This is a genomic window from Arenibacter sp. F26102 (assembly GCF_023015865.1).
In the GTDB taxonomy this organism is placed as follows: domain Bacteria; phylum Bacteroidota; class Bacteroidia; order Flavobacteriales; family Flavobacteriaceae; genus Arenibacter.
This window is the reverse complement of the sequence record NZ_JALKBC010000003.1, coordinates 20,413-32,682: the sequence shown is the minus strand read 5'-3', so window position 1 is coordinate 32,682 and position 12,270 is coordinate 20,413. Positions and strand designations below refer to the sequence as shown.

The 12,270-nt window shown below is 37.4% G+C and carries 10 protein-coding genes; 6 read left to right on the top strand and 4 right to left on the bottom strand.

Annotated features, from left to right (window positions below):
* The first annotated feature begins 3 nt into the window (after positions 1-3).
* Positions 4-279: an ATP-dependent Clp protease adaptor ClpS gene (locus MWU78_RS04345; RefSeq protein WP_246995346.1), complete on the top strand. Its 276-nt coding sequence runs from the start codon at positions 4-6 to the stop codon at positions 277-279.
* 175 nt (positions 280-454) lie between these two features.
* Here MWU78_RS04345 and MWU78_RS04340 read toward each other — a convergent pair whose 3' ends face one another.
* From MWU78_RS04340 to MWU78_RS04325, 4 genes are all read right to left on the bottom strand, one after another.
* Entirely contained in the window at positions 455-868 is a 414-nt protein-coding gene (locus MWU78_RS04340) for a DUF6691 family protein (protein ID WP_246995344.1), read from the bottom strand.
* Between the two features lie 136 nt (positions 869-1,004).
* Entirely contained in the window at positions 1,005-1,568 is a 564-nt protein-coding gene (locus MWU78_RS04335) for a YeeE/YedE thiosulfate transporter family protein (protein WP_246995342.1), read from the bottom strand.
* Between the two features lie 1,056 nt (positions 1,569-2,624).
* Positions 2,625-3,341 carry a response regulator transcription factor gene (locus MWU78_RS04330; RefSeq protein WP_246995340.1) on the bottom strand — a complete coding sequence of 239 codons (717 nt, stop codon included), beginning with the start codon at positions 3,339-3,341 and terminating at the stop codon, positions 2,625-2,627.
* A complete protein-coding gene (locus MWU78_RS04325; protein WP_246995338.1) occupies positions 3,341-4,423 on the bottom strand; it encodes a histidine kinase in 1,083 nt (360 codons plus the stop codon). The genes MWU78_RS04330 and MWU78_RS04325 overlap by 1 nt, the downstream gene beginning before the upstream one ends.
* 309 nt (positions 4,424-4,732) lie before the next feature.
* Here MWU78_RS04325 and MWU78_RS04320 point away from each other — a divergent pair, with 309 nt between their 5' ends.
* The 5 genes from MWU78_RS04320 (at position 4,733) to MWU78_RS04300 (ending at position 12,264) form a co-directional block, all read left to right on the top strand.
* Positions 4,733-6,610, top strand: coding sequence for a sodium:solute symporter family protein (locus MWU78_RS04320; RefSeq protein WP_246995336.1), 1,878 nt, complete (start codon positions 4,733-4,735; stop codon positions 6,608-6,610).
* An 87-nt stretch (positions 6,611-6,697) separates the two neighbouring features.
* Positions 6,698-7,663, top strand: coding sequence for a glycoside hydrolase family 130 protein (locus tag MWU78_RS04315; protein WP_246995334.1), 966 nt, complete (start codon positions 6,698-6,700; stop codon positions 7,661-7,663).
* A 56-nt stretch (positions 7,664-7,719) separates the two neighbouring features.
* Positions 7,720-8,793 (top strand): carbohydrate-binding family 9-like protein, encoded by a 1,074-nt coding sequence (locus MWU78_RS04310; protein ID WP_246995332.1) that lies wholly within the window; start codon positions 7,720-7,722, stop codon positions 8,791-8,793.
* A 560-nt stretch (positions 8,794-9,353) separates the two neighbouring features.
* On the top strand, positions 9,354-9,692 hold the full coding sequence (locus MWU78_RS04305; protein ID WP_246995330.1) for a DUF559 domain-containing protein: 339 nt from the start codon (positions 9,354-9,356) through the stop codon (positions 9,690-9,692).
* 331 nt (positions 9,693-10,023) lie between these two features.
* Positions 10,024-12,264, top strand: a complete 2,241-nt coding sequence (locus tag MWU78_RS04300) for a GH92 family glycosyl hydrolase (protein ID WP_246995328.1) — start codon at positions 10,024-10,026, stop codon at positions 12,262-12,264.
* Positions 12,265-12,270 lie beyond the last annotated feature (6 nt).

The window sequence follows — 12,270 nt, the reverse complement described above, 5'->3', positions numbered from 1 at the left end:
TCTATGAGTACAAAGGAAAAAGTCTCGGAAGAATTGCTTTTGGAAGAGGAGACGCTAAAACAAAATGAGATTGTTTTGTTCAATGATGAGGTTAATACTTTTGATTATGTCATTGAAACATTAATAATGGCCTGTGACCATACTCGGGAACAGGCGGAGCAATGCTCCTTAATTGTTCATTACAATGGTAAATGTACTGTCAAAACAGGGGAGTATAACGATTTAAAGCCTAGATGTAGTAAGCTTTTGAATGCAGGATTAAGTGCTGAAATCGTTTAAGCAGGCAATAGTTCCCAATAGCCTTTCATATTTATTTAAAACAACCAACAGCCTTGTTAAGGTAAGGTGTAGATATGTTCAATACCGCTCTCCCATGATTTAATTTGCCCATACTTGGGAAATTCACTAAAGTTGAAATTCTGCCAGGATACTGGTTTATAAGGAAGATTTTGTCTTAATGAGGCAATTTTTTCTGCAGTAGGCCGTATGTAAATGTTCCCAATAGTGCGGCTGCAATTACAATAAACATACTAAAAACACCAGTGCCTACTAAAATGTACATAGGTCCTGGGCAAGCACCTGCCAAAGCCCATCCAAATCCAAAGATGGTGCCCCCAAGAATATATCTTGCCGCTCCTTTATCTTTTGGAGCCAAATCTATGTCTCTGCCTTCAATACTTTTTACCTTGTATTTTTTAATGATCCAAATAAATAGTATGCCGAGAAATACTGCAGAGCCGATAATTCCGTACATATGAAAGGATTGAAACTTGAACATTTCATAGATACGATACCAGGATACTGCTTCCGATTTTACAAGAACAATACCAAAGAAGATACCTACCAACAAGAATTTTAAGAATTTCATTTTGTTTATGTTGTATACTTTTTGCTGAAAACAATTTTTCCAGGCTTAAGCTTATTAATAATTGATTGCTCTTTTTATAACTTCCTCATTGAAAATTTTGTCCATCACAATGACGGTGTAAATCCCAAGCCTGGTTTTATGTCCCAAAAATAAGGGGTATAATAAAGAAGGTCATTATAAGTCCGCCTATGAAAAACCCTATTACCGCTATTAGCGAGGGCAATTGTAGGTTGCTTAAGCCTGTAATGGCATGGCCGGAAGTACATCCTCCTGCATACCTGGTTCCAAAGCCCACCAAAAATCCGGCAATTACCAGGATCGATAGCCCTTTTACACTCAGTACATTTTCCCAACTATAAATTTCGGGAGGTAAGAGAGATTGCCCAACCTCATTAAATCCCAAATTATTTAACTCTGAAATGGTTTCACTGCTCAGTTCAATTGCTGAACCATCTGATAAAAATTGTGCTGCTAAAAAGCCTCCAATAATAGCACCTAGAACAACGGTCAGATTCCAGCGCTGTGCCTTCCAGTCGAACCTGAAATAGTCTGAATATTTCCCGGCACCACCAATACTGCAAAGTGTTTGTAAGTTGGACGACATGCCGAATGTTTTTCCAAAATACACCAACATTAGCATCGTAAAGGCAATCAAGGGCCCGGAAACATACCATGGCCATGGTTGAAGTATATATTCCATATTATTAATTTAATCTGCAAAGATAAAGGTATCTAAAAATCTATATGTAATAATTGTTACACAAGACTTTTTGAGGGCAATATGGATCAATTTTAGTTAAGTATTATCTCATCTACAAATAACCAACTCTTGCCTCCTGGGTTGGGATGCCAGGAAGGATTTTTAAATTGATTCATTACTTCTGCCTTTACGTAATTGGAGTTCATCGGTGGTATGTTAAGGTCGAAAAATTGAAAATTGGTATCTGAATTAGGTCGTTCAGCCTTTATTTTTTCGTAGGCTGAATGCGAATCGTTTTTCTTGAAAGCTTCAATTTAAAATACCCAGTACAATAACTTCTCTTTGTAGGTTTTTTCATTGGGTATCAATTTGGATAAAACAAATTGGTTAATTTTATTTTGAACCCAAATAGTGTTATTTGTCTCCCGCATTTGGGGTGTCTCAGGAGCATTAAACGCCCAATGGGTTTTAAATTCAGCGCCTTGGTCTAACCATTTTTTTAGAATCTCCTCTTCATATTCATTGAGTGTTAGATTGGATTCCGGTGGTGGCTTCATCTAAGATTAGTCCCTGGTGTATATGCGATTTACCGATTCGCTTTTTTTTTATCACAGGCTACAATGACCTAATGGTCTTTGTTTTTAACCAGTACGGTATAAGCATCTTCGGCAGTGTTCACAGAAAGTCCACCCTTAATGGCATTTTTATTCGGTCCAAGGCATTTGAAGCATCGGTCAGATAAAATTGGTCTTACAAGAAAAGTAAAGTCGATTTTGTCGGGAACCTTCCCATAAATTTCACCACTTTTGGTGGTTCCAATGGTTTGTACTCCCGTATTGCAGCCTAAGGTATCTTAGCGAGAATAATGCCAATAGTACACAATACACAGTTAGGGACCTTGTATAAGTATATTTTAGAGGTTTGATAGACATTTGACTATGGGTAAAATAATTCCTTTAAAATTTCTGTGTTTTTTTAGCAGTAAATTTCGACAAATGACTAATTAGGGAAGTTAAATGCTGCCAGAAAAATAAATCGAAGTCTAGTTGAGACGGGTTAGTCTAGATTATTATTAAGAATTTTGGCTTTAACGTCGTTTAGATAACTGCGGCCTATAGTGTATCTAATACCCTGTACTTCCACGCTGTTTCCTTCAATAGCTTCTATTTTATCAATTGCGATGGTATAAGATCTATGAATTCTAATGAATTTATCCGATGGGAGTTCTTCAGTAAAACTGCTTAACGTTCTATGTATAATGAATTTGTTGGCTTTTGTCTTTATCCTGATGTAGTCCTTTAAACTTTCAATTACGATTATGTCATCCAAATAGATTTTCTGTAATTTTTTCTTATCAACCTTTACAAAAATGCTGTGATTTTCATTGGTGTTCTGAACTTCTTTTTTAGAAAACCCCTCTCTTAAGTTTATTATTCTGTGAACTGTTTTTAAAAATCTGTGAAATGGTATTGGTTTCACCAAATAATCTATGGCTTCCAATTCAAAACTTTTAAGGGCATAATCCTCATGGGCAGTGGTCATTACTACCATGGCTTTTGAATTTATACTGCCTAGGAGGTCCAGACCGTTCATGATGGGCATATTGATATCCAAGAATATAATGTCTACCTCATTTCTCTGTAAAAAGGTGGAAGCATCAATGGCATTGGTAAAGGTCTGAACTAGTGTCAATTCTTTAATTTGCTCAACGTAGTTATTTAATATATTGATAGCTAGGGGTTCATCGTCGATTATTATTACCTTAAAACTCATTACACCTTTAATTTAAGAATAACATTAAACATTTTATCTTTTTCAAATATAGAAAGATTATAATCTTCTGGTTCATACCCCAATTGCAGTCGTTTTCTTACATTGGAAAGTCCAATTCCACAATCCGTTTCATTTAATATATTTCGCATTGACTTTGGTGGTAAGGTATTGCTCACTTCAAAATTTAAAATATCCCCTATAACCTCCAAGCGCATTTTTATGTACATTACTCCTATATTTTTACCGGCGCCATGTTTAAAACAATTTTCAATAAAGGGCATTAAAAGCATAGGGGCAATTTTTTTTTCTTCAATATCTCCTGAAATATTCACATCAATTTTTAACGAATTGTCGAATCGAATACGTTCCAAATCGATATAATTTTGGATGCATTCAATTTCTTTGGTCAATTCTTGATAGGGCTTGTCTGTACCATATAACAAGTAGCGCATTAATTCGGACAACCTTAATACAATTTCTGGAGCTCGGTCCGATTTTTCTAAAGTTAATGAATATATATTATTCAGGGTATTAAAGAAAAAATGTGGGGATACTTGAGATCTAAGGAATTTCAATTCGGTTGTTAATTGTCTTTTTTCCAGTTCATGTAATTTGCTACTTTTATTGAGCCAATCCACCGTAATTTTTATAGCAGTTACAAATGACATCACATAAAGTTCTCCCAACATTGTGACCATGGCGTAATTTAATGTGAGGCTTTCAACGTCCCCTGCCTCTGGCATTACATTATTGCTGACCAAATAATAGGTTAGGTTGAATTTCACAAAAAGGCCAACAAGCAATGTGGCAAGCAATAGAACGGTGTAAGTGAAATATTTTTTGGCGTAAACAAATTTCGGCATTAAGAAATAAATATTGAAGTATGCCAAGGCTATATGTATGGGGAATCCCAGTAGATTGGTTTTTATTGAATAGGCAAAATCGTGATGTAAATTTCCCCAACGAAAAATATTGAAAAGGATATAGACGGCCCAAAAGATGATATGGTGCTTGTAGGTAATATTGAAATCACCGGAACTATTTCTGCTAAGTAATTTATGATTCCACTTTTTAATTGGCATAGGTCTAGATTACAGACATTATTTCTAAAATAGGGCGTTTGGCTTTACCGGTAGGTTATTGGTCTAAATTTATGCTCCTTCCTCGAAAAAAAATTAAATATTTAATTCTGATTAGAAATAATGGCTAATATTTTTTATTTAATCTAAGAAAGCCTGATGCATTCCAGGAAAATTTGGGGAATTTATAAAAAAAATAAGAGTAGTTGTCTTTTATGGCGAAAAATCAATTGGCTGTGGCCATTTTTTAACCTTTAACGACTGGAAATCCTGATTGGCGGACTATTTTCTATAACACTTAAATAAATTTTAATGAACGTAATTGATATTGTAATTATCATAGCTTATATAGTACTTACACTTTTTGTTGGTATTTGGGTTTCAAAAAAAGCATCCATGGGACTCAAATCTTACTTTCTAGGAGGCAACAATATAAAATGGTATTTTCTGGGACTCAGTAATGGATCGGGTATGTTTGATGTTTCAGGTACTGCCTGGATGGTTGGAATCCTGTTTTTGTACGGAGTAAAAAGCTTTATGTTCATGTGGCTCTGGCCTATTTGGAACCAGATTTTCGTAATGATGTTTTTGGCCGTTTGGATACGTAGGTCAAATATTATGACCGGTTCGGAATGGATCTTAACCCGCTTTGGGGATGATAGGTCCGGGAGGGCCTCGCATAGCATAGTTGCTGTATTTGCCATTGTTGCAGCAGTGGGATTTATTGCGTATTTCTTTGAAGGTGTGGGTAAATTTTTGACTATTATCCTGCCTTGGGATCTGGCCCTACATTTAGGTGAAATTGTTTTGCTTACTTCCGAACAGTCATATGCCATGGTCATCATATTTTTGACCACCATTTATACGATAAAGGGAGGAATGTTCTCGGTGGTAGCCACAGAGGTTTTACAATATATCATCATGGTAATCGCGGGTATTCTAGTGGCAGGATATGCCTTTTTCGCTTTTACTGATGTGGAAATCAATTCTGTTATTAGTACGGAGTGGAAGAATGTGTTTTTTGGTTGGGAATTGGGAACCCATTGGGGCAAGGATTTTGAAGCATTTAATAATTTGATCGATTCCGAAGGATATAAGATGTTCGGAGCCCTGATAGGTATGACACTTTTTAAAGGTTTCTTTGCCAGTATAGCAGGACCAACACCCAGTTATGACCTTCAAAGAATCTTGTCTACCCGAACAGTTAAAGAAGCTGCTTATATGAGTGGGTTTACTAATTTGGTGCTGTTTATTCCAAGGTATTTGTTAATAACTGGTATTGTTGTCATTGCCTTGGTGGTACTAACGCCGGAAATGATTGCCAATCCTAAACTTACAGGTGCAGAGTTGGAGATTTTACTACCCAAAGTAATCAACTTTCATGTGCCGGTAGGGATAAAGGGCTTGCTGTTGGCCGGTTTGCTTGCGGCTTTTATGTCCACCTTCTCAGCTTTTGTAAATGCCGGTCCAGCTTATTTGGTCAATGATATCTATAAAAAATATTTTAAGCCGGAAGCATCACACAAGCATTATATAAAGGTGAGTCATATAGCTTCATTCTTGGTGGTAATTTTAGGTGTTTTTATGGGATTCTTTGCAGATTCCATCAATTCACTTACACTTTGGATAACAAGTGCCCTGTTCGGGGGGTATGTTGCAGCTAATTTTTTAAAATGGATATGGTGGCGATTTAATGGTTGGGGCTATTTTTGGGGTATGTTGTCTGGATTAATTATTGCTTCATTACAATTTGTTCTGGATAACAACAAGGCTAATTTTGCGGAGGGTGGCTTTTTGTACGAGCTTTCACATGTCCATGCTATTTACCTATTTCCTATTATTTTTGGCGTCTCCATATTGGGTTCGTTTTTGGGAACCTATTTTAGCCCTGCGACGGACAAGGAAGTATTAAAATCCTTCTACAAAAATGTGAAACCATGGGGTTGGTGGAATCCGATATATAAAGAATTGAAGTCGGAAGATCCTACATTTGAAAAGAACAATGAATTTTGGTGGGATATGATGAACTGTGCGGTGGGCATAATTTGGCAGTCCAGTATGATCGTACTGCCCATATACTTTATGATCAGGGATTATCCTAAGGCTGTTATTGCATTAGTGGTATTTGGTGTTACCTCGGCAATTTTAAAGTTTACCTGGTTGGATAAAGTTCGAAAAATACCGAATTAGAAAAAATTGAAAAGTTCCTGGAACTAAGTTTTAGATACATTACATTAGAGAGAAACAAGTTTAGTTATAATATTAAATCAAAATAACGTGAGTAACATTCCATGGCAAGAAAGGCCTGCAAAAAGTGCAGATGTAGTTTGGCGGTATACAGAGAATCCTGTGGTAAAAAGAGATGCAATCCCTTCTTCCAACAGTATTTTTAATAGTGCGGTAGTACCATTTCAAGATGGGTTTGCCGGGGTATTCCGCTGTGATAATAAGGCGGTACAAATGAATATTTTTGCCGGTTTTAGCAAAAATGGCATAGATTGGGATATAAACCATAACCCCATTCAATTCCAGGCCGGTAATACTGATATGATCGAATCCGATTATAAATACGATCCCAGGGTGGTCTTTATAGAGGATAGATATTGGATTACTTGGTGTAATGGGTATAATGGTCCAACTATTGGAATAGGATATACCTTTGATTTCAAGGAATTTTTTCAATGTGAAAATGCTTTTTTGCCCTTTAATAGAAATGGGGTGTTGTTCCCGGAAAAAATTGGCGGGAAATATGCTATGCTGAGCAGGCCAAGTGACAACGGTCATACGCCATTTGGTGATATCTACATTAGCTATAGTCCGGATATGAAGTACTGGGGAGAACATAGATGTGTTATGAAGGTTACTCCATTTGTAGATAGTGCATGGCAGTGTACCAAAATTGGAGCAGGACCTATACCTATTCTTACAGATGAGGGTTGGTTAACATTTTATCATGGGGTAATAAATACCTGCAACGGATTTAGATATTCCATGGGAGCGGCTATTTTGGATAAAGAGCGCCCAGATCAAGTGTTATTTAGGACGAAGCCTTATTTATTGGCGCCACAGACCAATTATGAATGTGTAGGCGATGTTCCAAATGTGGTATTTCCATGTGCTGCATTGCATTCCATTGAAGAGGACAAGGTTGCCATTTATTATGGGGCGGCGGACACGGTTACCGGCTTGGCATTTGGACGTATTTCTGAAATTGTAAAATTCACAAAGGAGAATAGTTTATAGCTCGGGCTTTTCAGTGGGATCGTGGGCTATTGAAAAGGAACAACAAAAATTAAAATATGAGGCAAACTAATTTCAACAAAACCAGAACGTTGTTAATAGCATTTTTGTTTTTGTTTATTGGCATTGCCGGGATAAGCGGCCAAGAACTAATCCCAAGGAATTATATTGCCTTTAAGGCGAATGAAGCCTTGGTTATAGATGGAAAAGGAGACGATGCTTCTTGGCAAATAGCAACCTGGTCCCAAGATTATATTGATATCGAAGGAAAAATGACGCCTAAATATAGGACTAGGATGAAAATGTTATGGGATAACGATTACCTCTATGTTATGGCAGAAATGGATGAACCACATGTGTGGGCCACTTTAAAGCAGAGGGATACCGTTATTTTTTATAACAATGATTTTGAAATTTTTATAGACCCAGATGGCGACACTCATAATTATTACGAATATGAGATGAATGCCCATAATACATTGTGGGACCTATTTCTGACCAAGCCGTATAGAAATCATGGCAAAGTGATCGACAGTTGGGATATTCAAGGTGTAAAATCAGCGGTAAGTATTGATGGTACCCTAAATGATTCATCGGATACGGATAAAGGTTGGACTGTTGAAATAGCTATTCCATGGAAGGTGATCACGGAGGCAAGCAATGGGAGTAATGTGCCGGAGAACGATTTTTGGAGGATTAATTTTTCTAGGGTCAACTGGAATTTCGATTTAACGGACGGCAGGTATACCAGGAAAAAGGATGATAAGGGTAAGTTCCTTCCCGAATATAATTGGGTGTGGTCGCCACAAGGAGTTATTAATATGCATGAGCCGGAGCATTGGGGATATGTTTATTTTTCTTCAGAAGAAGCGGGAGGAAAGGACAGTTTTTCAATTCCGCAGGACGATTACATAAAATGGCATTTATATTCCCTCTACAGAGGAGTTTTACAAGGTAAAAAGGGTGCCGAAAAGCAAGTGGCAACACCTAAAAACATTTTGGGAAAGTCTATAAAATCTAATTTGGACAAGCACCGATTTGGATATAATATTTGGGTCAAAAGTCCATTTACCGGAAAAATATTGAAGATAAGTGAGGATGGGAGATTCCGAAGTGTTGATGACAATAAGTAATGGTGCCGCATAAACTTTTGGGATGAGCAATGATATAGCTGAGGTTTTAGAAGGATTGTAGCAAAAATTTCCCAGGACTAGATGGACAAAGATGTTTTTTGATAAAGTGATAGAAGAATAATTTGAGGACTTGGTAAAACACACCCCTAACCCCTCTCAAGAGGGGAATGATTGCCGTTTATTTTAATATGGGTTGTCCCTCAAGAGGCATAAAAATTTTGGAGTGGGAGAATTATTGCTAGATGTAAGTTTTCTTTGAAATAATTGTAAAATGGCCGTTTTATTGATAGGATAAACTTAATGATGAAGTGGTAGTGGAATAATGTGAGTGTCTGGAAAACACACCCCTAACACCTCTCATTATGGGAATTGTAACGGTTATTATAATAGTAATTGTATTCAATTAGGAGTAGAATTTGGGTGGTAGAGATTTATTTATTGATTCAATATTTCTTTGAAAATAATTTTTGGGAATGTTTTATTGAGAGGATAAACTTTATCAGTAGGGCACAGAGAACTCCCCCCTTGAGAGGGGCTGGGGGTGTGTAAAAAGATAAACAATGAAAACAAGAAAAATCATTCCTTATAACCCTAAATTGAAAGAATTGGCTCGTGATTTGCGTAATAATAGTACGAAAGCAGAAGTAATACTATGGTTAAAGTTGAAATCAAAACAGATGTATGGCTATGATTTTCATCGTCAGAAACCAATAGACAACTATATTTTGGATTTCTTTTGCCAGGAACTTATGTTGGGTATTGAAGTTGACGGTTATTCACACGGTATAGTTGAAGTTTATGATAAGGATGCAGTAAAGGAGGAGAAGATGAATAACTTGGGTATTGGGATTTTACGTTTTACCGATGACCAAATATTAAGGGATATGGACAATGTGTAGAGGGTAATTGAAGCATATATCCAGGATTATGAAGAAAAAGCATAAAAACACCTAGTCCCTCTGCCGAAAAAGTGTGGCAGTCTCTCTCGAGAGGGGAACGGAAACGGATATTATAATATGAATAGTGTTCAATCAGGAGTGGAATTTTGGCAGTAGAGATTTATTTCTTGGTTCAATATTTCTTTGAGAAATAATTGGCAGAAGGATGTTTTATTGTGAGGATAAATTTTATTATTAGGGCACAGAGAACTCCCCTATAGAGAGGGACTTGGGGCGTGTAAATTTAGGATGGAAGCACACTCAATGCAAACATAAATAGTAAAGAACAACTATGAGCTTAAAACATACAAGTCTATTATTATTGGCAGTCTTTTCCCTAGGAGCTTTTGCCCAAAAACAACCCGTAGAATATGTGAATCCCTTTATTGGGACCTCTAATTTTGGAACAACCAATCCAGGACCTATTGCCGTTAGGGGAATGGTGAGTGTATCTCCTTTTAACGTGGCAGGGGCTAAAAATTTGCCATTGGAAAAGGACAGTCGATGGTTATCCACTCCATATGTACAAGAAAACACTTTCCTGACCGGATTTAGTCACGTTAATTTAAGCGGTGTAGGTTGCCCGGAGTTAGGAGTAATTTTGGCCATGCCCACCACAGGCGATTTGGAAGTTGAGCACCTTGAATATGGAACCACTTATTCCAATGAGGTTTCAAAAGTTGGGTATTACTCCAATACTTTGGATAACTATGATATAAAGGTAGAGGCCACAGCAACTACTAGGGTAGGGGTTAGCAAATATTTATTTCCAAGAGGGGATGCAAATATCTTGATCAATCTTGGTTTAGGATTGACCAATGAACAAGGTGCTTCTGTTAGGGTAGTTTCTCCAACGGAATTGGAAGGTGTGCGAAGTGTAGGTTCATTTTGCTATTACAAACCAGAAGAAGCATATCCTGTGTATTTTGTAGTACAATTTTCCCAGCCAGCCGTTGAGTTTGGAGTTTGGAAAAAACCTACTACTTACAAAGGGGCAGAGGCGGAATGGATGGGTTACAATGGTACATCGCGTATAATGCCTGGCTACACAAAAGAAGTTGTAGGGGATAGTATTGGGGGTTATATGCGTTACAGATTTAAGGAGCCTACAGTTGTAGAAATGAAAGTAGGAGTTTCTTATGTGAGCATTGAAAACGCCCGTGAAAATTTGGAAAAGGAAACGGCAACACGCAGTTTCGACCAAATCTTGGCGGAAGCCAAAGAAAACTGGAACAAATATCTATCTAAAATTGAGGTTGAGGGCGGTCAGGAAGAGGATAAGGTCAAGTTTTACACAGCCTTGTACCATACCCTTATACACCCTAGTACCCTGAACGATTTTAATGGGGACTATCCAAAAATGAAAACTAGGGAAACCTTAAAAACCAAAGATACCCGCTATACCGTTTTTTCGCTTTGGGATACCTATCGAAATTTACACCAACTAATGAGCTTGGTTTATCCTCGTCAGCAATCGGACATGGTGAAAAGTATGCTCCAGATCTATGATGAGAGTGGTTGGTTACCAAAATGGGAACTAAATGCAACGGAAACCACTACTATGGTCGGCGATCCGGCGGGAATTGCAATTGCCGATACTTATTTGAAGGGTATACGGGATTTTGATGTAGAAAAGGCGTATTCGGCCATGGTTAAAAGTGCAGACCAGATAGATGGTAATCCTCTGCGTCCTGGACTTAAGGATTATTTGGAAAAAGGATATCTCACCACAAAAACAACCAACAGCGGTTCGGTATCTACCACCCAGGAATACAATATTTCGGATTATGCAATTGCCCAATTAGCCAAAGCCTTGGACAAAAAAGAGGATTTTAAACGCTTCTCCAAAAGATCGATTTCTTACCGAAACCTTTTTGATAAAGAATTTAACTTGCTAAGACCCAAAAATGATGATGGTAGTTGGTTAACGCCTTACAATCCAGAATCAGGAGCTAATTTTGAGAAGAATTTGGGCTTTATTGAAGGGAATGCCTGGCAGTATTCCTTTATGGTTACCCACGATACGAAAGGTCTAATAAGACTTATGGGGGGGGCAAAGACTTTTATCAGTCGTCTTCAGGATGTTTTTGACAAGGGTCAATATGATATGGCCAATGAACCGGATATCGCCTACCCGTATTTGTTCAATTATGTAAAAGGGGAAGAAAGGCGAACTCAAAAAATGGTTTCGGATTTGCTTAACGAATATTACAAGAATGCCCCAGACGGACTCCCTGGAAACGATGATACGGGTACCATGTCTGCTTGGGCAGTCTTTTCTATGATGGGAATATATCCCATTAGTCCCGCGAATCCGTTATACACTTTGACAACACCAAAATTCAATAAAATAACCATTCATTTGGATACCGATTATTATCAGCAGGAAAAATTGATTATAACCTCCAATATTTCGGAAGAAAATCAGTTCATTGACAATATCAGCATTCAAGGAAAGCCCCAGAAAGGATACTTTATAAGCCATGAAGAATTAGTGAACAGTAAATTTTTGGAGTTTAAATTGAACAATTAGATCTAA

What these genes read in the sequence shown, in the direction of transcription:
- MWU78_RS04340 (WP_246995344.1), bottom strand. Translation starts at nt 868, where the DNA reads ATGAAATTCTTAAAATTCTTGTTGGTAGGTATCTTCTTTGGTATTGTT.
- MWU78_RS04305 (WP_246995330.1), top strand. Translation starts at nt 9,354, where the DNA reads ATGAAAACAAGAAAAATCATTCCTTATAACCCTAAATTGAAAGAATTG.
- MWU78_RS04345 (WP_246995346.1), top strand. Translation starts at nt 4, where the DNA reads ATGAGTACAAAGGAAAAAGTCTCGGAAGAATTGCTTTTGGAAGAGGAG.
- MWU78_RS04330 (WP_246995340.1), bottom strand. Translation starts at nt 3,341, where the DNA reads ATGAGTTTTAAGGTAATAATAATCGACGATGAACCCCTAGCTATCAAT.
- MWU78_RS04325 (WP_246995338.1), bottom strand. Translation starts at nt 4,423, where the DNA reads ATGCCAATTAAAAAGTGGAATCATAAATTACTTAGCAGAAATAGTTCC.
- MWU78_RS04335 (WP_246995342.1), bottom strand. Translation starts at nt 1,568, where the DNA reads ATGGAATATATACTTCAACCATGGCCATGGTATGTTTCCGGGCCCTTG.
- MWU78_RS04300 (WP_246995328.1), top strand. Translation starts at nt 10,024, where the DNA reads ATGAGCTTAAAACATACAAGTCTATTATTATTGGCAGTCTTTTCCCTA.
- MWU78_RS04320 (WP_246995336.1), top strand. Translation starts at nt 4,733, where the DNA reads ATGAACGTAATTGATATTGTAATTATCATAGCTTATATAGTACTTACA.
- MWU78_RS04310 (WP_246995332.1), top strand. Translation starts at nt 7,720, where the DNA reads ATGAGGCAAACTAATTTCAACAAAACCAGAACGTTGTTAATAGCATTT.